We start from the raw sequence: 23,214 nt of genomic DNA, 5'->3' as shown, positions 1-23,214 counted from the left end.
AATTTGCATATCCTAATTCTTACCAAAAAGGAGCCATTTATTTCCAAAAACACAAACTTATTTACACTACCCTATCTGATATCTGTCGCATCCCGGTTTTCTTTTTCCCTGCAAACTTAAATTTATCAAGCTTTATTTATAGCAACAGAGTAAGTTCAATTTCATCCTCATCATCATTTCCAGTTTTCCTAAAACCAAATTTATAATATAGCTGCAGTGCAATGGAGTTATCTTTATTGCACATTAAAGCTACTTTGTTAGATTGACCAAATGGTTTGGATGCAATATAATCCAGACATTTTCTTAAAGCAAGTTCTCCAAATCCCTGATGCTGATATGCAATATCAATCATCATATGCCAAATATTATACTCTGCGAGGTCATAATCATATATCACCATCACATAACCAACCATTGTATTATCATTGAATATTCCAAAAGGAATGCATTGATTATAATATACATATGCTTGTGCTAAACTCCTAATTGGATTTGAAACAAATTGCTCTTGCTTCTTAGCTAATTTTAAGTTAAATGCCTGTATATAATTATTCTCATCAATTCTCACTAATTCAATATTACTCATAATTCCTCCTGTTTGTTGTGGAGGGATTATAGCATGTAATATCCCTCCAAATTTAATGTTTCAATCGTCATAAGATGATAGTTTCTATTCATAATGAACATCTCCTTTCGGTTTAGGATATCTATAATAAACACAAACGTGTAATTGTATCATTACAAATCCCGATTGTAATTAGATGATTTTTAAGGGAAATACCCTTTGCCATTATCCTGTTTTCGGCTATCTAAAACTCATGTTCAATCAGCCATTTTTCAGCTTTTACAACCTGTTCTGTAACGTCAGTTCCATCAGCAAGGATTACTTTTTCTTCCGGAAGTTTATCCCCTACAGTATAGTGGTTCTTTGCCAGCTGCCCTTTTATATAATTCAAATCCGCCGCAAAACGTATCGCCCATGAAGCCTCTGACAGTTCCGGATGCATCTTTTTCATCTCCGCACCTGTTTTTTCAGGAACAGATGCCCGCATACCGCCCTTGACCGGCTCCATCACCACCATCTGACACCGATGTTTTTGGATTACATCATAACATTTCTTTGCCTGGAGAAACGGCGATTCATAATCATAATAATTAAACGCAATCTGGGCAAACTCTACTTCCGGGTGGTCTGTCAATATCTCGTCCAAAGTTTCGGCATCATCATGGAACGAAAATCCGATATGATGGATTTTACCCGCCGCTTTCCAATTCTGCATACGCTCAAACATATGGAACCGTTTCATCGTACCGCCTTTTCCGTCAACACCATTGTATAAAATTTTGTTCAGATTGTAAAGATAATAATCAAAAAACTGAACGCCGCATTTATTCCTCTGTTCTTCAAAAATGGTTTCTACCTGTTTCTCCTGCTGAATGATAAATGCCGGAAGTTTCGATGCCAGTGTGTAGCTGTCACGGTCATATCTCATTAAAAGCGCCTCACGAATCGCATTCTCACTATGGTATACATAACTGGTATCAAAATAAGTAAACCCTTTCTCCAAAAACAGGTCTACCATCTTCTGCAACTGTTTCTGGTCAATCCTGTCCGCACTGCCATTCTCTATTCGGACTCATGTGTTCCTTTGGTAAAACTCTTTGCCCAAATAACTATAACGATTGCAGTTGCAATTAAAAGCTCTGCAAAGATTACAGGTTTTCCCCATACTTCCCATTCTAAAGAGAAATAGAAATATTTCCCGACAAAAAATGCAGCAAAGAATACTAAATAAACTGCAACTGAATATAAAATGTTTTTAAAATTTTTTATACGTGTTTTCTCTCTGTTTAACATTTGCTTTTGTTGCTGTTCCAGCATATCTGTCTTAACTGATAATTCATCTATTTCTGACGGTTTCAACAAATAATCCAGTGTTACATTAAATGCCTTGCTTAATTCAACAATCTTTTCTACTTCGGGTATAACTTGCCCGCTTTCCCATTTTGAGATAGACTGTCTTGAAACATTTAACTGCTCGGCTAATTGTTCTTGCGTCAAATCTCTGCCTTTGCGTAACGTTATAAGTTTTTCTGAAAATTCCATGTGTGTTCCTCCTTTGATTTTGTAACTCAATCATATCAAAAACCGCATTTGCACTCTATCAATCTGGCTTTACATTTACACAACAAACCATGGAATTTACGGGATTTTTGTAAACTTTAACTATAATTTTTTCAATTACACTTATCTTAATGCTGCGGTTGATGGTGCTGTCATTTCTGCGTCTTGTATTGCTGAATACATTCCAAAATGTATCATAAATTTGTTCCTACTGATCGCATCCTGTATTTTATCTGCCAATTCCCTCAGATGAACATCCTCTTTGATTCGTTTGTCAGATAAGACAATATCCTGAAAACCGGGCAATGACTCAGGCGGTATCAATGTAATCCCCCACCTCGCAACCCCAAATTCCGGGCGGTCAAGACTGTGAAAATATGTCTTTAATAAAATCAGCCTATTCCTTATAGCCTACAACAGCAATTACATTTCCATCTTTCAAAATGCAGGCAACAGCCCTCCCTTCCCCTCTAAGCTCTGCGCTACTACTGAGAATATTCTTATCCGCATTATCCGGTATTTTCAACAACACCTTGTATTCCCCTTCATAAGTGCCATTGAGATGCTTAATAAATATCTGCTCCAATTCCTCTATGCTGATTTCCTTTGCAGGCAGCCAGGAAAGCACATCTAAAACTGTCATCCTATCATTCCCCACCTATATATTTTCTCCCCGATTCACCGATCTTCCGGAAAACCGTGGGAATGCCTTCTATGCCTTAGCGTCAAAGCTATTTTGCGGATTCTTAGCATTAACCGCATCATCATCTGCCAGCGGGATGCCCCTCTTGGCATTTCCCCATGCCTCGTTATAGATCATGCACATTTCCGTCTGTCTGGAAGCCTCCGCATTGGTGGTATACATCGTCCACCCATTATTGGAATAAGTCGCCACCATTTCCCCGTTCTTATCGTAAAACTCTATGTAATCGCTGTTTCCTGATGGCGGTTTCTGATATTTCACTTTCCCTTCCAGCAGCGTCGCCACAAAATCTATGGGTTTTAACACAGTCTGCCTGTTTCTGGAAACTGCTTTCAGGCCGGAAGTGATGATTCCCTTTCTGTCCGGGGACACTTCCGATGTATAGCTTTTCATCAGCCTGTTAAAACCTTCGGATTTGTTCTGGAACTGCCCTTTTGCAAAATCCTTATAAGCCTGTTCCCTAATCTGCCTCCGGTACTCCTCATCACTGACGCCGCTTTTCTTTTTGGAGAAAACATATTTATCATTAAAATCGGGCAAATGGATACCACCTATGCTTCCTGTCCCTGAAAAGTATCTGTTCTGCAATGAGACATTGGACGAATTAACCTGCATTATTTCACCCCCTCCTGTAAATGCACAGTCAGGCTTTCAAAGAAAGCAGCCTTGCTTCCCGTATTTAAGCCTGCAAAAGTCTTATCCAGTTTCCGATTTTTTACATTCTTCCCCACATATTCATCTGACTGCTTTTCGTAATTATCAACCATTGAAGAATTCTTCTTTACTGCTCCTGCATACCAGTTTGTAAGGTATTTCAACGAACTAAGTCCTCCGTCATTGTTTTTCCCCATCTTCTGGTACTCTGCGTATGCGTCCTTATCCATTGTCCGCATCATGTCAAGCACATTTGTGGTCTGGACGAGATTGCTCCCATGCCCTAAATACCTGCCCTGTGCCACACCATAGTCTATATTGCCGCTGCCATCTGCCTTTCCCGCGCTTGCCAGCTTTGCTATGGATTCCATTGCTTCCAGAAACGCATCCCTGCTGTCCTCCGGGATAAAATTCTGTGCCGCATATTCCGCTTTCTTCATGCCAAGCGATATGTTCGCCTGCCGCTCATCATCCGTCATGGAGCCGCTGTTCCCGACAAGGAAATTCTGCCGAATAATGTCATACACAAACCCCTGCTCCTCTTTGCTGCAGTTTTCCAGTGCAGACGTAACCGCCTTGTCTGCCCCGTACATCCCCGAATATGCCGGAAGGTCATTCAGGGATTTATCAATCTGCACGATATCCTTTTGGAATGCCGCATTTCTTGCCTCCATTGCTTCCCTGTCTTCCGGCACCATGCTGCCCTTCCTGCCTTCTGCAAGAGCCGCCATGCCGTCTCCCGAAAACTCCACGATAACGCTGTCCCCATACTGTGAACGGATGTCCTTCATCGCCTGCAAGGTTTCCTCCCTCGACATTTTATCCATGACCTTGTTACCATGCTCATCCGTAGTGTTGAATGTATATTTTACAAGGGTGTCCTTCTTATACCCACCGCTCCCATACGATGGGATATTTGTTGTTCCTCTGTAAAACTGACTGTAATCAATATTCATAATCTGCACTCTCCTTTTCTTTAATATAATCGGGGCAGTCTGTTTGCTGTATAAATAAATCCTGTGTCATAAAGCTTATCGGCAGGCGCACCTGTATTTCAAACCACAACTGCACCAAGTGACTATACTTTTTTTGCCATGACATTATCTCCTGAAAATACGATATTAATAATTGCAATAAATCTGAACATTCCCCAGAGGCAAAGTCTTATGTGCCTCCGGGGAATAAGGTGTAAAGGTTATTTATCCATCTGCTCTTTTCTTTCTGCCCTCCGTTCCGCATTCTCCCTGGCTATCTTCCCGTCGGAGTCATTTGTGCTGCCACTCATCATGGAAATATTACCATTATCGTCAATCTTATAAGCAGCATATGTCACTACTGGGCTTCCCGGAGCCATTTTTACAGAATTACAAAGTGATTTAACGCTATCAGGATTGGCCGACAGATTTTTTCCAAATATTTTGCTTTTTCCGGGTCGTCCATGCATTTCTTCAGGAAAGCTCCTGATACAGATACCGTTGTCGGAACGCCCTGCATAGAGGTTGTACCCGAATTCATATAGCTGTACTTGCAGAATTTCTATATGGTCTTGTCTCTTTATGTTTGTTCCCTTATCCAGTAATGAAATACACTTCTCCTGCAATCACGCATAATGGTACCTGTCTTTATTCTGATAAAGAAAAGCCAAAGCCACCACCATTGTAAGCAGCTCCGCAATCGGTACTGCCAGCCATACCCCCGTCACTCCCATAAATTCCGGCAGTATCTGCAGCAGCACAAATATCAGTCCAAATGTCCGCAGAAAGGATAATACCGCTGACAGCTTCCCATTTGACAGCGCAGTGAATGTAGCGGAAGTAAAAATATTCATCCCACAAAAAAGAAAACTGAATGGGAATATCAAAAAACCTCTTCGTGCAATCTCATAAACGTGCGTCCCCTTTTCCGAAAAAAGGCTGACCAGCGGGGAGCCAAAGGCAATAGCCATTCCAAAAACAACAATAGAGACCAGGATAATAAACCGCATACAAACAGAAAATATCTTTTTTAACCGGTCATTGTCCTGTTTTCCATAATTATAGCTGAGCACAGGCGCTACTCCCATCGAAAAACCTATGTAAAGCGCAGTCAGCAGGAACTGTGTATAAATGATGATCGTAATGGCTGCCACACCATCCTCACCGAGCAGATTCATCATGGTCCTGTTAAAAAGAAAGGTGGTCACCGCAGCGGCTCCCTGGCTTACCATTTCTGAAAAACCGTTTGCAAAACTCCCTGCCAAAACGGAAATATCCATAACAGGCCTCCTGAAATGCAGGCTGCCATTTCCCAACCTGAAAAACAGGATACCCGCCACTGTGGGTACCAGGTATCCGATTCCCGTTCCTAATGCCGCCCCTTTGATTCCCATCTGCAGAGGAACCATAAAAATATAATCAAACAAGATATTGGCCGCTCCCGCGCTTATCCCAAGCGCCATTCCAAATCCGGGGCGTCCCGCCGTTACAATCAGGTTTTGAAAAAGAACCTGCAGCATACTTGCGGGCGTGAAAAGGAGCAGGATGGACAGATATTCCTTACAATACGGAAATAGAATCCCGCTTGCACCAAGCCCCCGAATCATATCGTCTATGAATGCAGTCCCCATAACCGTAATGATCACTCCAAACAAAGCACCCGCACCGATAATCAGTGTGAAATCCTGTGATGCCCTCACAGTCTCCCCTGCCCCCATCTTTCTGGCGACAATGGCACTCCCCCCTGTGGCAAGCATGGTTCCAAGCCCTACAATCAAATTGATCACCGGACATACGATATTGAGCGCCGACAGCGCATTAGTGCCTGCAAACCGTGCCACAAAAATTGTATCGACAATCGTATACAGCCCCATGAGCAGCATCATTGTGATTGTTGGAAGCGCGAATTTCAGCAGCGACTTTATATTAAAGTCCTGTGAAAGCGGATTTCCTTCTGCCGGTGTTTCATTCATGCTCCGTGCCCTCCGTTTCTTCTTTCTGTAATACTTGATTACAGGAACCAGCTTTTGGTTTCTGTAGTATAAAACGCTGTGTCGGGTAGCCAAACTCGACCAGCAGTTCCGCCTCGGCAAAGCCAAGGCTTTTGATTGTATTCCGGTGTCCGGTATCAGCCTTGTCACCCTCCCTGAAAGTCGTGACGGTGATTGCTTCAGAGTAAACCGGTTCGCGCAGCGCTTTTTCACAGAATGCTTTTGCTATTCCCTTTTTCCGGTATTGCGGATGCACGCCCAGAAAATCAATGCTCCCTGTCATTTCATGAAATGCCATGATCCCGACGGCAGTATCAGTGTCTTTCAGGATCAATGCCCGCCTGTTTCTGATGTACTCTTTCAGCCGTTCAAGATACTGCCCCTCATCCAGATGTGGGAAACCGTCGATCACAAGATGTACCAGTTCCATCCATGCCGGGATATCCGACTCTGTTGCATAGGCAATTTTCTGCTGCCAGCCGCTTTCCCCTTCTAAATTTGCAGGATTCTCATTCAAAATGTACCTTAGCTGCAATGGGTAAAATTCTTCTTCCTCCCTGTATTGATTGGGAGCCTTTTTATACATTGCCCTGAAACTGTCCGTAAAAGACTGCTGGCTTTCATATCCGGCAGTGAGCGCAATTTCGAGGATCGGTTTATCGGAAAAAACAAGCAGCTTTGCGGCCTCGGTCAGCCTGCGGCGCTGTGCATAGGTCTGGATCGTTAAGCCAACCGTGGCCGTAAACATCCGATGCAGATGGTACTTTGAGTAATGCAGTGCCTCCGCGATAGTTTCCAGATCCAACTTTTCATGTAGGTGGCTTTCGATATAATCGATTACCGCTATAACATTTTTGATATTTCCTGACATTGCAGCTTCCTCCTTTCTCACCAGTATTCCGACCAGAATACTGTAATTATAGCAGAGAGCTTTCTTCCGTTTTTCATGTATCTTGCGGTTTTTATAATTTAAAGGCCGCAAAACAAAGATTTACCAATATTTAACATCCCACTCTATAAATCCGAAAACTCCGGCATCTGCTTCCTCAGCGTAATGCCCATAATAGCCGCCGTGTTCGTTATGATGCCAAGCGGCAGGTTCTCATCAATCACCATGACACATTTTTCATTCTGTAAATCCATCTTTCAGTCCTCCTGTTCTTTGGAGGATTTCTCCTCCTGATTTTTTTGATAACAGCAGTAGAGATAGGACCTGCGAAAACCCAACCACCCATATTGCTTCAGCAGTCCTTCCCCGGGAAATATGCGATTCCTTTTTCTTATGAATTGATGATAAAAGAAAATACGTTACATGTAATTGATATGCAACAAAAAATTCAGCGTTGTAATTGATACTTATTCTTTCAAGAGGACTTAATTCCAGTTTATACGCCTTAATAATTGAATCAAAGCTATTGTCGTTGCATGGACAAATTCCAAGCAACAGCATTTCCTTATCTCCGCTTCGTCCTGCCTGGCGGTAAATCCTTATATGCCGAAGTAATTCTTCCCACCATTCTTGAAATGTGGTATATTCAAAAATATTTGAAATTACCTATTGACCCTCACGGAACGTCATGGGTTAAAGTGGATATATCAAGAACAGGAGGCCGATAGCTATGAGGACAGTAAAAGAAGTATCAAATTTAACAGGTATCAGCGTGCGCACGCTCCACTATTATGATGAAATCGGGTTATTAAAGCCGACTGGCAAAAGTGAAGCGGGATACCGGCTTTATGACGATAAAGCACTGGAAACATTACAGCAAGTGTTGTTCTTCCGTGAGTTTGATATTCCTTTGAAGGAAATCAAAGCCATTATGGCGAACCCGGCTCTTGACAGGAACCAGATTTTACAAATGCAGAGAAAAATGCTGACAGCAAAAAAAGAGCGCATGGAACGCCTGATTGCCAGCATTGATGACATCCTGAAAGGAGAAAACAAAATGGATTTTGCAATTTTCACTAAAACAGAAATTGAGGAAATGTTTGAGACTATGGTGGAGCATATGCCAGAGAACATGAGAAACATCGCAATAAAAGAATTCGGGAGCATTGAACAATGGAAAAAGCATTACATGGAAGTCGTATCTTCTGAAAAAATGCAGAGAGGATATGCAAAGGTAGTTGAATGGTATGGCGGGAAAGACAAATTTTTATCTGCTGCCCAGAACCCCATCAGCAAAGAGGTTGCAGAAAGCTATAACAAACGGATTGAAGCAATTCTGCAAAAATTAATTGCTAAACGGGATTGTGCCGTGGATTCTTTTGAAGTAAAAGAGATAGTCGGGGAATACGGCTTTGTTATGAAACAACTCTCGCAGGTAAAAGAGGAAAAGGGATTCATGTTGGCGCAGGCGCAATATTACCGCAATGAAAAAATCATGCCGATGACGGATGAAAAGTACGGAGATGGGGCTTCGGATTTTTTCGCACAGGCGATTGAAGCCTTTTATGGGAAAGAATAAATAATTTTTGATATTGAAAATGTTTGTGATATTTTGAACATTGGGAAGAACTGGGCGTATCGGCTTTTGACAGAACAAAAAATACAGGCGTTTAAGATTTGGCGGAATTGGAAATTCCCAAGGCTGCGTTGATAGATTACATTTCGTCCGGGAAGATGATGCCTGGGTAAATGGTTTTGTGCAATAACAAGGTGTAAAATCTTGTCTCAGGAGGTGGCTAGATTTTACACCTTTATCTGTTATATAAGAACAAATGCCAAAAAAGGTTCTTACAGGTATTCATCCGCTTCATTTTCAGATAATTTGTATTCTTTAATAATACTTGATTTTATCTCAGAATTTTTATGCCCAAAAGCTCTGAGAGCATTAATGGTTTTTTGCAAATCTTCTTTGCGAACTTCTTCTTGAATTTCTTTTCGGAGTTGCTCTTCTCTCAATTTAATCTTAGGCTCCATAATCTCCATTAATACTTCATACATGCTATCATCCTCCATTAATTCATCAATAACCTGTCGGTTGGCTCCAATGCACACTTCCAAAATAGAATCTGCCAGTTCCAGGTCTGATTTGTGTATCATGCTGTTTCTGCTGTCTAACAGTTCCAGGATATTGCCTCTTTGCAACTGCCCGGATAAAGCGCCAAGCCATTTATGGTTTTTCTTATCCAGTTCCCCGGTGGCAATAACCTGCGCCGGAAACATGATTTGGCCTTCTATATAATAGATTCCCGGATAAGGGTTTACCACAGAAAATCCATGTTCTATAAAATACCGAAACAGCCCTTCCGGTTTTGTCTCACGGATAAGGGATACTGTAATATCATCTGCCTTTATTTCATCTACCGTTTTTCCATAGGATTTGTATAAGCTTGCATATGCTATGGATTTATAAAATGTGTCAATGTCCAGGTGGTCTTCCGGGGATTTATACTCCACAATATTATGCCCTTTAAAAAGATATCCTATTTCATTGGAAATATGGACAGAGCGGTTTTTCTTGATTACAAGCAGGTCTATTTCCAACGGCTTGGTATTCAGGTTGTATTATTTTTCATATATTAAGTCGTTCCTGTTTTGGATAAGTTCTAAATCCATGGCAGCCGCAAACGCCGGATGCCACTGTATCTTTGTTTTCATGGTAATACTCCTTTGTTTACTAAAATTATAACACGTTTTTAGAATTTTACAACTGCATAAAAGGCAGGCATTGAGCAAAGCAATCCGTGTAACAAAACAAGGTGGAATTATTTTTGCCGCATATGTCATATCTGACGGATGCCTTCTTGACCAGGGGTTTTGTCACGGAAACATCAATCTGTCTGAGTATGGACGCTTTTTGGCATTCCAGATTCAAATGCTGCTTTTTTAAGATAGAAAAAGGGCTTCGTCTATGATATACTACAATATATCGTGACGGGACTCTTTTTGTATGTCAAAGATATGCCAATTTAAGACTACAATATGCCACGGACGAAAGGCTAAAGCAAGGCGTAGGAAGAGCTGATAAATCAAGGAAATACAGTAAATACAAGGAGTTTTAAAGATATGATAAAAATTTTATTCGTCTGCCACGGCAGTATCTTGAAATGTTCTGGAAAAGCCTGTAAAATCAATGACTCTACGATATGGCAAGGCGTTTACTGCACCACTACTACACCATTTTTGAAAGAGCCTTGATAAGACAAAGATAGCAAAAAGGAATTAATTTGGAAATCTTGTAGAAAGTTAAATATATTGAATTATAATGCGAATTGGGCAGACATTGTCTGCCCAATTTGACTAATCAGATATATAAATTGACTTTTATGCCATATATACGTATAATAATAAGCACAAAAGTCAATATAGAGAAGAGGATTTTAATGAGAGCAACTGAAGCGATTATTAGTATGGCGAAAGAGAATAATGGGACTGTTACTACTGCTATGGTGGTTGCAGCAGGTTTCTCTCGTGGAAATATCAAATATCTTGTTGATAAAGGCATGATTGAGAAATCTGCCAGAGGTGTTTATATTTTGCCGGAGGTCTGGGAGGATGAGGTATTCAATCTGCAAAATCGATTTAAAAGAGGAATTTATTCCCATGAAACGGCATTGTTTCTATGGGATTTAACAGATAGAACACCGAACAGATATTATATGACTTTTCCTGCAAATTATAATTTGTCAAGGCCAAAGGGAGAAAATATCCGATGTGTGCAGTGTAAGAAAGCATTATATGATTTGGGAATAGCAGAGGTGATGACACCGGGAGGAAATACAGTAAGAGCCTATAGAGTAGAACGCACGCTTTGTGACATTTTAAGGTCTCATAGCCATGTGGATATTCAGATTGTGACGGAAGCGTTTAAACATTATGTAACAAGTTCTAATAAGAACATTCCTGTTTTGTCAGAGTATGCAAAAGTGTTAAAGGTTGAGACAAAACTTAGATCGTATCTGGAGGTGCTGTTATGAAGAATGCAATGCAGTTAAAGGCAGTTATTAAAAATATCGCAAAAGAAAAACATATATCGGCTCAGCTTGTAATGCAGAATTTTATGCTGGAGAGGTTGTTGGAACGGATATCTGTTTCAAAATATCGACAGAATTTTATCTTGAAAGGCGGATTTTTGATTGCCGCAATGGTGGGGCTTGATACCAGGGCAACTATGAATATGGATGCCACGATAAAAGGTTTATCAGTAAATGAGCAGACTATCCGGGAAATGTTTGAGGAAATCTGCAAAATAGAATTAGCTGATGATGTAACATTTAGCTTTCGGAGTATTGGAGAAATTCGTGAAGGAGATGAATATACAGGGTATCGTGTTTCACTATCTGCAAATTATCCGCCAATGGCAGTTCCTTTGAAGCTAGATATTACTACGGGCGATAAGATAACTCCGCAAGAAATCGAATACCAATTCAAACTTCTTTTGGAGGACAGAAGCATTTCGGTGTTTGCTTACAATTTAGAAACAATACTGGCAGAAAAATTGGAAACGGTAATATCCAGAGGAGATCAAAATACAAGACCAAGAGATTACTACGATATATACATATTGGCTAAGTTGCAATATTCAAATATAGAACCTAACTCGTTAAAGGCGGCGTTGAAAGCAACAACAAAAAAACGCAGCTCGTCAGCAGTAGTTAGGGATTATCGTAAAATTATGAATATTGTTAAGAGTAGTGAGATTATGCAGAGACAGTGGAAAAACTATCAAAAAGATTTTGAATATGCAACAGATATTGTATTTGAGGAAACGTGTGATGCGACTGTGGAGTTGATGGATTTACTTATGGGTATTTAAGGCTGGTACGAAAGCCAAAGTGGAAAACAGAAACGGAGGAAAAAAGATGCGATTATCAAATATAAAAATTAAAAATTATCGGCTTCTTATAGATGCGGAGTTGAAAGTAGATGATAGTATTACTTTGATTGTGGGACGTAATAATACAGCAAAAACCTCTTGTGCTGAACTGATAGATAAGGTCTTGAAAAACAGGGCGTTATCATATGATGATTATCCGTTAAAAAAGCGTAAATATGCGTATATTCTATTGGCTCAATTTATGCGTAATAAAATATCATTTGAAAATCTGTGTAAAATATTTCCACTAACAGCTATTGATTTTTATGTTGATTATTCATTAGATGATCCCAATATGAATTTAGGAGCACTTTCTCCGTTTATTATTGATGTAGATGTAGATAGTACTATGGCAATTATTCACGCGGAATATAGCATTAAAATAAGTGAAGATTCGTTAAGAATTATGTTTGAAACATGTTTTTTTGAAAACAATAAATTTGTATGTAAACCAGAAGATGTTCGTGATGTGTCTATTGCTAATTTTGCAAAGATATTCGGACTGAATATATATGCAATTAATCCTAAAAATGAGAATGACAATCAATTAAAAACACAAAAGGAATTAGTTGATTTATTTCCGTTTTATTCAATACCAGCAGAAAGAATGCTAGGTGAAAATGGAGACCATAACATTAATTCATTAGGAACATTAATTTCTGGTTATTTTAGTGCTGATATTGAGAATTTAGATCCAAAAGTATCAGAAGAGGTAAAAATACTTCGAAAGACGGTAGAAGATGCAAATATTAAACTTCAAAGGCAAAGCAGTGAGCTTTTAGGAACAATTGTAAATAGAGCTGTTGGATTTGGGTATCCAAATGCGGAAGAACTTCAACTGGGAGTGAATACTCGGCTACAGATTGATGATCAAATTAAGGACAAAACAGAACTTACATATACATCTGTGGAAATGGGAGAATCGCTTCCAAGTTCTCATAATGGTTTGGGATACAAGAATCTTATAAAAATTGAATTTATGTTAGCAGATTTTGCAGAGAAGATTAAACTAGGAAATCTTGCATGTATTCCGCTGTTATTCATTGAGGAGCCAGAGTCGCACATGCATCCACAAATGCAGCATACATTTGCAGGTTATCTGGAGAAATTTTTAAGAGAGATTTCTGATGTTCATATTCAGACGTTTCTAACATCTCATTCGGCGCATATTGCAAATAACATTGAGTTTTCTAAAATTCGATATGCACAAAAAACCATAAAAGGAGTTATTTACAAAAACCTGAATACATTTGCCAAAGATAATGAAGGAAATATGGATTTTATAAACAAATATCTTACGCTTAGCAGATGTGATTTGTTTTTTGCTGACAAGGTAATTTTTGTGGAAGGGGCATCAGAGAGACTACTTCTTCCAGACATGATTGAAAAATGCGATAGAGATGGTCTGTTTAATGCGAAAAAATATAAATTGCCATCACAATACTATGCACTTATTGAAATTGGTGGAGCTTATGCAAATAAATTTATCCCATTTGTAAATTTTTTGGGGATTCCATGTTTAATATTAACAGATATAGATTCAATGGAAGATGGGAGAACAAAAGCAATCGTAAGTAAGGGAAAAACAACTTCGAATGCAACATTGAAATGGTGGATGCGAAAAGTAAAAGGGTTGCCGGAAAATGGTACGAGTACGATAGATTTGGCTGAAATAATTGCACTGACAGATGCGCAAAAAACAATTGGTAAATGTCATATAGAATTTCAGGTAAAAGAACAGGGTTTATGTGGCAGGTCATTAGAAGAAGCCGTTAAGAATGTTAATCGAAATCATTATGGGTTAAAAGGCTCTATTACAGAAGAGGATTTGGAATTTACGGATAAGAGTAAAACGGATTTTGCACTAAATTTGGTGTGTGCCAATCCAAATTATATAATTCCAAAATATATTAAGGACGGATTGGTATGGCTTAATGAACAGAATGTTTTAGTATAGGGGGGATTTGCGATGGAAGTAGTTGAAAGAACAAATTACCAAATAGCTAAAGAAGAAGCAGATAAAATTGATGCACAAATCATTGATATACTTCAACAAGGGAAGAATTTTCGTGTTGAAGCAGGTGCAGGTTCTGGAAAAACATATTCTCTAAATAAAGTTATTGAGTGGATTCAAGATAATAAATGGAATGAATATCGCCGTAAAAACCAAAATGTTGTGTGCATTACATATACGAATGCGGCAGTAGATGTAATTGCTGAACGTCTTGCAAGCGATTCCTTTATATTGCCTTCTACTATACATTCTTTTGCATGGAGTGCAATTAAGCAATATCAGAGTTTTTTACTTAAGATCATTAAAGAAAATGAAAATTTACAGCCACGAGAGGGAGATTCCTCTGCGATTACACAAGTACAATATACTTTAGGACATAGATATCAGGAAAACGGAATATTATATCTTTTCCATGATGATGTCATAACTCTGTTTTCGATATTGCTTGATAATGTTAAGTTTCGTCGAATGTTTAGTGATAGGTTTCCGTTGATTTTAATAGATGAATACCAAGATTCATTTAGGTCTATTATGGACAAGTTTATAGAATATTTTATTGATAAAGGGGTTGGATCCCAGTTTGGCTTTTTTGGGGATGCGTGGCAGACTATATACCAATCTAATAAAGCCTGCGGATTAATAGAACATAAGAATATCATAGAAATTAAAAAAGTATCAAATTTTAGGTCAGCATCAAAGATAGTAGATTTATTAAATGATATACGACCAGAATTGCCACAACTTTCAGCCATTGATGATTTTGAAGGTGAAGTATTGGTTATCACATGTGATGATTATGCCGGTCAGCGTCGAATGGATAGGAATTTTAAGGGAGATCTTCCAGCAGAAGAATTAAAGCATCGGCTTACGAATTTAACGGAGCATATTAAAAAGAATCATATATCTGACAAAGAAAGCTTAAAGATTTTGATGATTACACATAAGGTACTGGCATCCCAGCAGGGGTATGAAAAACTGCTGGATATATTAGCGAATGGCTTACGGGATAAAGAAGATATCTTTTTGCAATTTTTTATGGAAATACTCGAACCGATATATAAGGCTCTTGAATCATCAGATATGCAGTTGCTATTTGATACACTTAAAGTCAAAAGATATCCTATAACGAAAAAATGTGAAAAGGTAGGGTGGAAGAAACTTTATGAGCAACTCATGCATGCTCGTGTTCAAAAAACTATTGATGTGTTGAAAGTGGTAATAGAATCGGAACTTATTCCAGTTCCCCAGAATATTTTTGCGTATTATAACATGTATTTTTCTGCACCAGATGTGTGCTATTCTAACACAACTATAAAAGATTTTTTGGATTTAGAATATGAACAATTTATATCGGCAATTAATTTTTTATATCCTGAGGCAGAGTTCTCAACAGAGCATGGTGTTAAAGGCGAAGAATATGATAATGTGGTTTTTGTAATAAGTAAGGGATGGAATCAGTATCAATTTGAAACTTATGCACCCATGATAAAGAATGGTTATGATTCAGATAAGGAGACATCTTATGTAAGAAATCGTAATCTTTTTTATGTGTGTTGTTCTCGCCCTAAAAAAAGATTGTTCTTTTTCGTTTCAGTACCAGTGGATGATATATTTCGTGATTTTTTAATCGGGCTTGTGGGTAACAGTAATATTCTGACCTATGAACAATATATTAGCCAAGATTGGAAGAACAAATGAGTTGTTTGTTGGAAGTAATAAAATTGGAAAGTAATTTGCTGGTTAGTTACATGGATATGGTTATCAGGTTATATCAAGAAAATTGCATACCCACATGGTAAAGGTCAGCAGTTTATGACTGATAACAAAAGATGCAGAGAAAAGATGTAAACATAGCAGTAACCGAGAGGAATGATTTTATGGCGAACATTTTGATTGTTGAAGATGAAAAGAATATGCAGGATATTATTGGCGAATATATGAAAAAGAGCGGGCATACTTGCTTTACTGCGAATGACGGTATAGATGCCTTAATGATATTGAAAAATAATCCTATGGATTTAATGATATTGGATATCATGATGCCCCACATTGACGGCTTCACTGTCTGTAAAATGGCACGGGAAATGAGTAATATGCCTATTATCATGCTGACAGCCAAAAGTGAAGAAAGTGACAAGCTAAAGGGTTATGAATATGGTGCGGATGATTACACAACAAAACCGTTCAGCCCTAAAGTCCTGTTGGCTAAAGTGAATGCCCTGCTCCGCCGTTCTTCCTCTGAACCGTTAGATATATTGAGTATTGGAAAAATTTCTGTTATGCCGTCCTCACGTAAAGTGTTTTTAGATGGGCAGGAAATTACCCTTACTCACAAAGAATACGAATTGCTTTATTTTTTTATGATGAATCCCGGACAGATTTTTACCCGTGAACAGTTGCTGAATAGAATTTGGGGCTACGATTTTGAGGGAACTACCCGTACGGTAGATACCCATATCAAAACACTGCGGCAAAAGCTGGGAAGTGAAGGGAAGCATATTGTAACGCTTATCCGTTCCGGATATAAATTAGAGGTGATAGTATGAAAAACAGCGATAATTTAAGTATTCACTTAATACGGAAGAAAATACTTTTAATGTCTAAAGTGATAGGCACTATCCTTGTTATTTCATATATTCTTTCAACCAAACTACCGTTTTCCTCAGACATTTCACTTTCTATTTGGACTGTTTTTGTGGTGCTGTTGATTTTTGGCGTTGATTTTCTAATGAGCTGCTTTATCTCAAAACCTATTGCTAAATTGGAAAAAGCAGCAAAACGGATGGCTGATTTAGATTTTTCTTCGTCATGTGACATCATGACAAATGATGAATTTGGGCGGCTTTCCACAAGTCTTAACGTTATGGCTGAAAATCTGCAAAAAACTCTTATAAAATTGGAAGCAGCAAATAAGCAGCTTGAAAAAGATGTTGAACTGGAACGTCTGTTGTTATCAGAGCGTAAAGAACTGGTAGACAGTTTATCCCATGAAATGAAAACGCCTTTAGGGATTATCAGAGCCTATGCGGAGGGCTATCAGGACGAAGATGATGAACTGAAAAAACAAAAATATGCAGAAATAATCATATCGGAAACAGAGCGGATGAATCATCTGATTACTGCTTTACTGGATTTATCTGCATTGGAAACCGGGGCTGTGCAGCTTACCTCCGAACGCTTTGATTTTGTCGAACTTTTAGAAACAGTCGCCGGGCGGCTGCTGATCGACACGCCGGATGCTAATTTTGAATTGCAGTATGAGCTTCCTGATTATAAAGTTTATGTTTGTACAGATAAGATCCGGATGGAGCAGGTCTTAAATAATCTTATTATCAATGCAAAAAAGAATGTAAAACCGGATGGCATATTAAAGTTATGCCTTTCAGACGAAAATGGGCTATTACATTTTTCTGTATATAATCAGGGCGAAACGATTCCAAATGAAAAGCTGAAAAAGATTTGGACAAAATTTTATCGGGATAACCGCTCAAGGTACAGTGGCTCCGGATTGGGGCTTGCGATTGTTGCACAAATTTTATCTATGCAGGAATTAAGTTATGGCGTAAAAAATCTTGCGGATGGCGTACAATTCTATTTTTCCATACCCACAGTTAAATAAGATAACATTCTTATTTTTGGTGGTTCTGTTTTCTATAAAGAGAGCAGAACCATTTTGAGACAAAAAATAGATTTTCTTAGGCAGCGTATTTTGATGCCTTAGAAAATCTTTTTGTCTTTTTCACACCAATTTCACATCAATCTCACACCAACTTCACCTCATTTTCTTAAAGTCATAATACGAAAGGGCGAAAAGCCCGAAAAAAGGAGGAACATATATGACATTATTAGGTTTGGAATTGTATTGGTGGTTGGTAATTGCAATAATATTGGTTATCTCCATTCCTTTTAAAATCAAATTTATGAAATGGTGGGGCAAACGCCAGCAGGAAAAGAAAAACAGCCAGAGGGGAAAATGGGGGGATGATGAATGATTGAAGTTAAAAATCTGACTTTTTCTTACGGAAAGGATAAGCAAGCCCTTCATGGCTTAAATTTTACGGTAGGGGATGGTGAAATTTTTGGATTTTTAGGACCGAATGGTTCCGGCAAGTCAACAACACAGAAAATTCTCACTGGAATTTTGAAGGGGAATGGCGGCAAAGTTTCACTTTTTGGGCAGGATATTGCTACAGCGCACACGCAGGATTTTTTTCAAAAGATAGGTGTTTTATTTGAATTTCCCTATTTATATGCAAATTTGAGTGCTATTGACAATCTCAAATATTTTTCTTCGTTCTATCCGGCAGAACAGTTGCGGGATATTGGGGAAGTTTTGGAAGAATTGGAGTTTAAGACCGATTTCCTGAAAAAGCCTGTTTCTTCCTACTCAAAAGGTATGCGGCAGCGTGTAAGCATGGCAAGGGCGCTTATCAACAATCCGAAACTGTTATTTTTAGACGAACCAACCAGCGGTCTTGATCCGACGGGTGCGGTCTTGTTCCGCAAGATTATAGAAGAAGAACGCAGGAAAGGGACAACGATATTTTTAACCACTCACAATATGCTGGATGCGGATCTGCTGTGTGACAGGGTAGCTTTCATTACAAATGGAAATATTGTTGCGCTTGACACTCCGAAAAGGCTGAAGGAGCAAAATAGCAGCCACCGTATCGTGACCACCTATCTGTATCAGGGCAGACGGGAGGAAAAGACTATCGAAATCCCGGAATTGGAAGCAGGCATTCCATTCCCGCATGATGAAATCATCAGCATTCATTCAGAAGAACCAACCTTAGAGGATATGTTTATCCAGTATACAGGAAGGGGGTTGTCCTGATGAAAAATTTCTACTCCCTGTTCAAAAAAGACTGTCAGATGATGATAGCCGGAAAATTCATCTTTGTTGCTTTTGGCTCACTGCTTATTTATACATTGTTTATTAACTTTGGCTACATCAATTTTATGGATATGCAATTATACAATGTATACCTCTATGACCCGCAGGGGACACAGCAGGAAGTGTCAGAACTGATTCGTCCGGTGGCATCGTTAGAAGAACTGGATGACGCTCTTTTGGCTGATACAAACGGTGTCGGAATAGACGCCAGTTCCGGTACGCCAAACATTATTTTGTATTTCGGAAGCGAAAAGGTTGATAATCACAGGGCTGACTATGCGTTATCGCTTCTTCGTTCCGGTGATGAGTACGCTGCGCAGATAGTAGGGACAAATACAACAGAGCAAAAACAGAGGAAAGAAATGTCCTGCGAATTATTGTTTATCGAAATCGTTGCCGTTGGATTTTTGGGGATTGCTTCAGTGCTGTTCAAAGAAAAGCAGATGGGGGTTATCCGTGTCCATGCAGTCCTACCGCTTAAAAGGAGCTTATTTGTTCTGTCAAAACTAGCTGTTTTCCTGCTGTCTGATTTAGTTTTTGCAGTGCTATTAACATTGTTCAATGTAGGTTTTTCCGGTACAATCCGCATTTTGCCTGCCGTATTGGTGCAGACCGCAATTTTATCACTGATTATGGCGCTTACGGGATTTGGATGCACTATGCTGTTAAATGACTTCAAGCAGTTTTCGCTTGCCTATTTGGTAATTGCTCTTTTTGTGGCAACGCCCATATTTTTGTCAGCAAATACTTCCATAAAAATGGCATGGATAGGCTGGCACCCTTTCTATCAGGTTTATATGGGACTTAAAAATGCCTATTTTGGAACACCTGTCACAAGCCCTGTTTATTATATTTGTACCGCTTGTGGAATTGCTGCCCTGTTTGTGGTTGTTCAAACTGCATTCCGTAAAGAAATGGGAAAGGAGGGCTGATTATGCGGGGATTGATTTATCAGCTCAAAAGTGTCTGGAAAGACAAATTTTGTATCATGTCTTTTCTTCTGCCAATTATAGTTGCTGTTGTTTTGCGTTTTGTTGGGACGATTGACCTTTCCTCACTGGGTGAACTTCATTTTGGAGCATTAGAAAACAATTTGTCTGCCGAAACAATATCGTGGCTGGAACGATATGGTTCAGTAACCATATACAAAACGCTGGAAGAATTAACTGCTTCAATCAATGAACCTTCTACAGACTTGATTGGAGTAGAAACCGATGGCAATGGCATCAAAACAATGGTAGCTGGCGATGAGCTGGACATATACCGCCAAGTGGCTGACACGCTTCCAGCATTGTATGCGGAGCGGGAAAACGCAGAGCAGATAAATGTCAGTATTTTAGAGCGTCATGATGTATTGGCAGGAATGCAAAATATTTTTATAGCAATGACGCTAATTGTTGCTATGTTCATGGGGTGTACTTTTAACGCTATGAATATGATATCTGAAAAAGAAAACTGTGTCGATTTGGTTAATCAAATATTGCCTATGACATACAGCCAATATGTCATCCAAAAAATTTTTATTGGTTTTGTCTTTGGATGCCTGTCCGCCGTTATGACAGCCTGTATCTGCTTTCAGCTTTCCTTGCAGAGTACATTTCTTATGCTGTTACTGATTATTCTGTCAGCTTTTGTAGCTGCATTGATTGGGTTGTTTATCGGTAAATTTTCCGAAAATCTTATGGTAGGTGTGGTTTATGTCAAGGTAGTAATGATTGTATTTATGGCAGTACCATTATTATCCTATCTGCTGGGGGCAAATGGTTTGGTTTTAATACTTTGCTATTTTGTGCCGTCCAATGCAACTTTTGAGGGGGTTATGAATTTAGCAAACAGTACTGATCCGATTATTGCAAAAGATATGCTTATTCTTATGGCGCATTGCATTGTTTGGTTTCTGCTTTATTTGTTAATCTCTAAACGGCGAAAAAAGAATGTATAAAGAGAAGAGTTTTTCATGCACCTTATAAACGGCAGCTTTGAGAAAATAGAAACTGCCGTTTTTTAATTGGAGCAGCAGATTTTTTCAAAATGAACTAAAGGGGAATGCAAAATATGCATAAAAGAAAGCTTAAAATGTTGAACCATAGAATAGGAAAAGTAAAAAAATTACAGAGTGTTTTACACATCAAGGTGTACCGCAAGGGAGGAAGAAACTTCACTGCGGTACACCTTTTTTAATGGTGCGAAATTTGTCTGATTTTAGATTTTATAGTGTTTTCACGCTTATAGAATCGTGAAAGAAAATTGCCTGACATTGCCCTGTTCTTCAGCAGGGATTCCGTTTCACTTTACTGCTTCATGTACGGCTGTTTTGAGAGCATGGATTTTTGTGTATCCCATACTTGTTTCATCAGCTCTTTGACTTCCTTTACATCGGCGGCATAGACGTTTCCTGTGGCGTTCATGCGTTTCGCTATCTGGTTCAGATTGTTGCCGATTTTAGCAAGCGCAGCATTGTATTCCCGAAGCTCTGAATAATCAATGTCATAGACGTAGCCATACAGAATCTGATGCCGCAGGAAAGAGGATTTATCCCTCATGCCGGAGACTTTGACTTTCTGCTCCAGTATGTATTGCTCATCGTCACTTAGATATATTTTTAACTCGTTTTTGCGTTCTCTGTTTGCCATTTTTACGTCCTTTCTGTAATGGGATTATGAAAGAATTTTACACTATCTTCTATCCCGTTGAGGGGGATATTCGTGCAGAAAAATGAGTGAAAAAATGAGAAATTCCGGCAGGGCATTTCATGGATTTTTGAGCGCAGAGGGGGCTAGGGGGAAACTTCCCCCTACAAGCATTTTTTTCAAGTTTCCGTCCTTTGGAAAATTGGAAAAATCAGCCTGTGAGGGAACACAGGCAGTGCTTGCTATGACGTTATACCGACTTTTTCGGTAACGCTGATAAATACAGGATTTGTTCAAAAAAGTCGGTATAACTTTTCCCGTTTTTGAAAAAATAACCAAACTTTTTTGAGGAAGGTAGCCATAGGGGGAACATTACTTTTTCTATAATACCCACAGGGAATCAAACAGCGGAAGGAGGTGAAACATGAAGGACAACGCATTCCAGCGGCGGCGTGATATAGAGCGTATGCTGCTGTCGGGGAAAAAGCTGACCACATCGGAAATGATGAAGATGTACGGTGTCGGCAGGAAAGCCATACGCAGGGATTTTGACATCATAGGCGAGGAACTCCCCGTTATCACAAAGCAGGGATATGACGGAGGCTATCTCCTTGCGGACGGTGTGGGGCAGCACCAGAACACGCTCACGCAGGAACAGCTGGAATGTTTGGAAAAAGTTGCTGTGACCTGTGGTTCAGATGACAGGAAGATTGTCCTGTCAATCATACATGAATTTGGACCGTACTGCGGAAGTTTTACATAGAAAATGACGGGAGGCGTGGCATGGACACTGCACACCGGAGAATGGAAATCATCAGCATTTTATCCGCCAGAGGGCATACGACAATGAGGGAGCTTGCATGGGAACTGGATGTTTTAAGGCGCACGATAATGAATGACGTTATCGCACTGTCTTTTGATTACCCTGTCTACACAAAGCCGGGCGAAGGCGGCGGGGTTTTCATCACAGAAAATTACAAGCCCTATACCAACACACTCACGCTGACGGAACAGAAAACCTTATGCGGCTTATATGATAAAGCAGAGGGGAAAGAGAAAGAAATCCTTTTTCGCATCATTCACAAATACGGTGCGGACAAGCTGAAAATTTAGGGCAGATACATAAAAACTGACAATCAAAACTGAATACATAAATCCCACTGTGTTGTTCAAAATTGTCGCAAAGTTCGTCATGCAGACGGGTATTTCCTTCTCCATGAGGGCGTTGGCAATGCAGCCTGCAAAATAGCTTTTCCCCGATCCGACATTCCCCCACAGCAGGTAGCCGAGGTTTTCAGCCCGTACCGTTTCCCACTTTTCCACATAAGAGTGCGCTTTCCCTATCTGCGGGCATTTCCCGTTGTCATTTTCAAAAGTCCAGTGACGCATGGCAGGATTGGAAAA

General features: G+C 39.4%; 26 protein-coding genes and 3 pseudogenes. 15 read left to right on the top strand and 14 right to left on the bottom strand.

Going from position 1 to position 23,214, the window contains the following annotated elements; all coding sequences use genetic code 11:
* Positions 1–136 precede the first annotated feature (136 nt).
* From D7Y06_RS18935 to D7Y06_RS18880, 11 genes and pseudogenes are all read right to left on the bottom strand, one after another.
* The gene (locus D7Y06_RS18935) at positions 137–586 is read right to left on the bottom strand and encodes a GNAT family N-acetyltransferase (protein ID WP_120409277.1); all 450 of its coding nucleotides are present in this window, start codon (positions 584–586) and stop codon (positions 137–139) included.
* A 223-nt stretch (positions 587–809) separates the two neighbouring features.
* The gene (locus D7Y06_RS18930) at positions 810–1,607 is read right to left on the bottom strand and encodes an aldo/keto reductase (protein ID WP_256387237.1); all 798 of its coding nucleotides are present in this window, start codon (positions 1,605–1,607) and stop codon (positions 810–812) included.
* A 20-nt stretch (positions 1,608–1,627) separates the two neighbouring features.
* Positions 1,628–2,107 carry a helix-turn-helix domain-containing protein gene (locus D7Y06_RS18925; RefSeq protein WP_120409275.1) on the bottom strand — a complete coding sequence of 160 codons (480 nt, stop codon included), beginning with the start codon at positions 2,105–2,107 and terminating at the stop codon, positions 1,628–1,630.
* A 415-nt stretch (positions 2,108–2,522) separates the two neighbouring features.
* Positions 2,523–2,783, bottom strand: a complete 261-nt coding sequence (locus D7Y06_RS18915; protein ID WP_158591430.1) for a hypothetical protein — start codon at positions 2,781–2,783, stop codon at positions 2,523–2,525.
* Positions 2,784–2,837: 54 nt separating this feature from the next.
* A complete protein-coding gene (locus D7Y06_RS18910) occupies positions 2,838–3,443 on the bottom strand; it encodes a hypothetical protein (protein ID WP_120409272.1) in 606 nt (201 codons plus the stop codon).
* Positions 3,443–4,438: a hypothetical protein gene (locus tag D7Y06_RS18905; protein WP_120409271.1), complete on the bottom strand. Its 996-nt coding sequence runs from the start codon at positions 4,436–4,438 to the stop codon at positions 3,443–3,445. Before D7Y06_RS18905 ends, D7Y06_RS18910 begins: the two co-directional genes overlap by 1 nt.
* 239 nt (positions 4,439–4,677) lie before the next feature.
* Positions 4,678–4,815: a hypothetical protein gene (locus D7Y06_RS27285; protein WP_243119400.1), complete on the bottom strand. Its 138-nt coding sequence runs from the start codon at positions 4,813–4,815 to the stop codon at positions 4,678–4,680.
* A 267-nt stretch (positions 4,816–5,082) separates the two neighbouring features.
* Positions 5,083–6,429 carry an MATE family efflux transporter gene (locus D7Y06_RS18895; RefSeq protein WP_120409270.1) on the bottom strand — a complete coding sequence of 449 codons (1,347 nt, stop codon included), beginning with the start codon at positions 6,427–6,429 and terminating at the stop codon, positions 5,083–5,085.
* A complete protein-coding gene (locus tag D7Y06_RS18890; protein ID WP_120409269.1) occupies positions 6,422–7,318 on the bottom strand; it encodes a GNAT family N-acetyltransferase in 897 nt (298 codons plus the stop codon). Before D7Y06_RS18890 ends, D7Y06_RS18895 begins: the two co-directional genes overlap by 8 nt.
* Positions 7,319–7,476: 158 nt before the next feature.
* Positions 7,477–7,590 (bottom strand): annotated as a pseudogene (locus tag D7Y06_RS18885) (DUF2000 family protein); the annotation flags it as partial.
* The gene (locus tag D7Y06_RS18880) at positions 7,574–7,897 is read right to left on the bottom strand and encodes a hypothetical protein (RefSeq protein WP_120409268.1); all 324 of its coding nucleotides are present in this window, start codon (positions 7,895–7,897) and stop codon (positions 7,574–7,576) included. The pseudogene D7Y06_RS18885 and the gene D7Y06_RS18880, both read right to left, overlap by 17 nt.
* Before the next feature lie 169 nt (positions 7,898–8,066).
* Here D7Y06_RS18880 and D7Y06_RS18875 point away from each other — a divergent pair, with 169 nt between their 5' ends.
* Positions 8,067–8,915, top strand: a complete 849-nt coding sequence (locus D7Y06_RS18875; RefSeq protein WP_120409267.1) for a MerR family transcriptional regulator — start codon at positions 8,067–8,069, stop codon at positions 8,913–8,915.
* Positions 8,916–9,047, top strand: a complete 132-nt coding sequence (locus D7Y06_RS28330; RefSeq protein WP_120409266.1) for a helix-turn-helix domain-containing protein — start codon at positions 8,916–8,918, stop codon at positions 9,045–9,047.
* Positions 9,048–9,184: 137 nt separating this feature from the next.
* Here D7Y06_RS28330 and D7Y06_RS18865 read toward each other — a convergent pair whose 3' ends face one another.
* Complete coding sequence (locus tag D7Y06_RS18865; RefSeq protein WP_243119399.1) at positions 9,185–9,937, bottom strand: hypothetical protein; 753 nt, start codon at positions 9,935–9,937, stop codon at positions 9,185–9,187.
* Positions 9,938–10,109: 172 nt separating this feature from the next.
* On the opposite strand from D7Y06_RS18865, the pseudogene D7Y06_RS18860 reads away from it, so the two are divergent.
* From D7Y06_RS18860 to D7Y06_RS18815, 11 genes and pseudogenes are all read left to right on the top strand, one after another.
* A pseudogene (locus D7Y06_RS18860) lies at positions 10,110–10,241 on the top strand (SAM-dependent methyltransferase); the annotation flags it as partial.
* A 535-nt stretch (positions 10,242–10,776) separates the two neighbouring features.
* A complete protein-coding gene (locus D7Y06_RS18855) occupies positions 10,777–11,370 on the top strand; it encodes a type IV toxin-antitoxin system AbiEi family antitoxin domain-containing protein (RefSeq protein WP_120409265.1) in 594 nt (197 codons plus the stop codon).
* On the top strand, positions 11,367–12,209 hold the full coding sequence (locus D7Y06_RS18850; RefSeq protein ID WP_199714771.1) for a nucleotidyl transferase AbiEii/AbiGii toxin family protein: 843 nt from the start codon (positions 11,367–11,369) through the stop codon (positions 12,207–12,209). The genes D7Y06_RS18855 and D7Y06_RS18850 overlap by 4 nt, the downstream gene beginning before the upstream one ends.
* A 46-nt stretch (positions 12,210–12,255) precedes the next feature.
* Positions 12,256–14,226 carry an ATP-dependent nuclease gene (locus D7Y06_RS18845; protein WP_120409264.1) on the top strand — a complete coding sequence of 657 codons (1,971 nt, stop codon included), beginning with the start codon at positions 12,256–12,258 and terminating at the stop codon, positions 14,224–14,226.
* A 12-nt stretch (positions 14,227–14,238) separates the two neighbouring features.
* Positions 14,239–15,981, top strand: coding sequence for a UvrD-helicase domain-containing protein (locus tag D7Y06_RS18840; protein WP_120409263.1), 1,743 nt, complete (start codon positions 14,239–14,241; stop codon positions 15,979–15,981).
* 179 nt (positions 15,982–16,160) lie between these two features.
* A complete protein-coding gene (locus D7Y06_RS18835; protein ID WP_120409278.1) occupies positions 16,161–16,829 on the top strand; it encodes a response regulator transcription factor in 669 nt (222 codons plus the stop codon).
* Complete coding sequence (locus D7Y06_RS18830) at positions 16,826–17,902, top strand: HAMP domain-containing sensor histidine kinase (protein WP_120409262.1); 1,077 nt, start codon at positions 16,826–16,828, stop codon at positions 17,900–17,902. The genes D7Y06_RS18835 and D7Y06_RS18830 overlap by 4 nt, the downstream gene beginning before the upstream one ends.
* Positions 17,903–18,119: 217 nt before the next feature.
* A complete protein-coding gene (locus tag D7Y06_RS26605; protein ID WP_004059415.1) occupies positions 18,120–18,275 on the top strand; it encodes a hypothetical protein in 156 nt (51 codons plus the stop codon).
* The gene (locus D7Y06_RS18825; RefSeq protein WP_004059413.1) at positions 18,272–19,120 is read left to right on the top strand and encodes an ABC transporter ATP-binding protein; all 849 of its coding nucleotides are present in this window, start codon (positions 18,272–18,274) and stop codon (positions 19,118–19,120) included. The genes D7Y06_RS26605 and D7Y06_RS18825 overlap by 4 nt, the downstream gene beginning before the upstream one ends.
* Positions 19,120–20,112: an ABC transporter permease gene (locus D7Y06_RS18820; RefSeq protein WP_120409261.1), complete on the top strand. Its 993-nt coding sequence runs from the start codon at positions 19,120–19,122 to the stop codon at positions 20,110–20,112. The genes D7Y06_RS18825 and D7Y06_RS18820 overlap by 1 nt, the downstream gene beginning before the upstream one ends.
* Before the next feature lie 2 nt (positions 20,113–20,114).
* On the top strand, positions 20,115–21,122 hold the full coding sequence (locus tag D7Y06_RS18815; protein ID WP_120409260.1) for an ABC transporter permease: 1,008 nt from the start codon (positions 20,115–20,117) through the stop codon (positions 21,120–21,122).
* Positions 21,123–21,471: 349 nt separating this feature from the next.
* Here the strand turns inward: D7Y06_RS18815 and D7Y06_RS18810 are convergent, their stop codons facing one another.
* Positions 21,472–21,813 (bottom strand): MobC family plasmid mobilization relaxosome protein, encoded by a 342-nt coding sequence (locus D7Y06_RS18810; protein ID WP_004059407.1) that lies wholly within the window; start codon positions 21,811–21,813, stop codon positions 21,472–21,474.
* A gap of 421 nt (positions 21,814–22,234) precedes the next feature.
* Between D7Y06_RS18810 and D7Y06_RS18800 the strand changes: the two genes are divergently transcribed.
* Complete coding sequence (locus D7Y06_RS18800; RefSeq protein ID WP_120409259.1) at positions 22,235–22,573, top strand: HTH domain-containing protein; 339 nt, start codon at positions 22,235–22,237, stop codon at positions 22,571–22,573.
* 20 nt (positions 22,574–22,593) lie between these two features.
* Positions 22,594–22,923, top strand: a complete 330-nt coding sequence (locus tag D7Y06_RS18795) for a helix-turn-helix transcriptional regulator (protein WP_120409258.1) — start codon at positions 22,594–22,596, stop codon at positions 22,921–22,923.
* Positions 22,924–22,974: 51 nt separating this feature from the next.
* On the opposite strand, the pseudogene D7Y06_RS27280 reads toward D7Y06_RS18795, so the two are convergent.
* A pseudogene (locus D7Y06_RS27280) lies at positions 22,975–23,214 on the bottom strand (ATP-binding protein); the annotation flags it as partial.

The sequence above is a fragment of the Roseburia sp. 1XD42-69 genome (assembly GCF_003612565.1).
Lineage (GTDB): Bacteria > Bacillota > Clostridia > Lachnospirales > Lachnospiraceae > Roseburia_B.
This window is presented reverse-complemented; position numbering and strand designations above follow the sequence as displayed.

Bases quoted from the DNA above. Each gene is read 5' to 3' on its own strand.
- D7Y06_RS18935 (WP_120409277.1), bottom strand. From the start codon at position 586: ATGAGTAATATTGAATTAGTGAGAATTGATGAGAATAATTATATACAG.
- D7Y06_RS18925 (WP_120409275.1), bottom strand. From the start codon at position 2,107: ATGGAATTTTCAGAAAAACTTATAACGTTACGCAAAGGCAGAGATTTG.
- D7Y06_RS18910 (WP_120409272.1), bottom strand. From the start codon at position 3,443: ATGCAGGTTAATTCGTCCAATGTCTCATTGCAGAACAGATACTTTTCA.
- D7Y06_RS18905 (WP_120409271.1), bottom strand. From the start codon at position 4,438: ATGAATATTGATTACAGTCAGTTTTACAGAGGAACAACAAATATCCCA.
- D7Y06_RS18895 (WP_120409270.1), bottom strand. From the start codon at position 6,429: ATGAATGAAACACCGGCAGAAGGAAATCCGCTTTCACAGGACTTTAAT.
- D7Y06_RS18890 (WP_120409269.1), bottom strand. From the start codon at position 7,318: ATGTCAGGAAATATCAAAAATGTTATAGCGGTAATCGATTATATCGAA.
- D7Y06_RS18880 (WP_120409268.1), bottom strand. From the start codon at position 7,897: ATGCTGTTGCTTGGAATTTGTCCATGCAACGACAATAGCTTTGATTCA.
- D7Y06_RS18875 (WP_120409267.1), top strand. From the start codon at position 8,067: ATGAGGACAGTAAAAGAAGTATCAAATTTAACAGGTATCAGCGTGCGC.
- D7Y06_RS18855 (WP_120409265.1), top strand. From the start codon at position 10,777: ATGAGAGCAACTGAAGCGATTATTAGTATGGCGAAAGAGAATAATGGG.
- D7Y06_RS18850 (WP_199714771.1), top strand. From the start codon at position 11,367: ATGAAGAATGCAATGCAGTTAAAGGCAGTTATTAAAAATATCGCAAAA.
- D7Y06_RS18845 (WP_120409264.1), top strand. From the start codon at position 12,256: ATGCGATTATCAAATATAAAAATTAAAAATTATCGGCTTCTTATAGAT.
- D7Y06_RS18840 (WP_120409263.1), top strand. From the start codon at position 14,239: ATGGAAGTAGTTGAAAGAACAAATTACCAAATAGCTAAAGAAGAAGCA.
- D7Y06_RS18835 (WP_120409278.1), top strand. From the start codon at position 16,161: ATGGCGAACATTTTGATTGTTGAAGATGAAAAGAATATGCAGGATATT.
- D7Y06_RS18830 (WP_120409262.1), top strand. From the start codon at position 16,826: ATGAAAAACAGCGATAATTTAAGTATTCACTTAATACGGAAGAAAATA.
- D7Y06_RS26605 (WP_004059415.1), top strand. From the start codon at position 18,120: ATGACATTATTAGGTTTGGAATTGTATTGGTGGTTGGTAATTGCAATA.
- D7Y06_RS18825 (WP_004059413.1), top strand. From the start codon at position 18,272: ATGATTGAAGTTAAAAATCTGACTTTTTCTTACGGAAAGGATAAGCAA.
- D7Y06_RS18820 (WP_120409261.1), top strand. From the start codon at position 19,120: ATGAAAAATTTCTACTCCCTGTTCAAAAAAGACTGTCAGATGATGATA.
- D7Y06_RS18815 (WP_120409260.1), top strand. From the start codon at position 20,115: ATGCGGGGATTGATTTATCAGCTCAAAAGTGTCTGGAAAGACAAATTT.
- D7Y06_RS18810 (WP_004059407.1), bottom strand. From the start codon at position 21,813: ATGGCAAACAGAGAACGCAAAAACGAGTTAAAAATATATCTAAGTGAC.
- D7Y06_RS18800 (WP_120409259.1), top strand. From the start codon at position 22,235: ATGAAGGACAACGCATTCCAGCGGCGGCGTGATATAGAGCGTATGCTG.
- D7Y06_RS18795 (WP_120409258.1), top strand. From the start codon at position 22,594: ATGGACACTGCACACCGGAGAATGGAAATCATCAGCATTTTATCCGCC.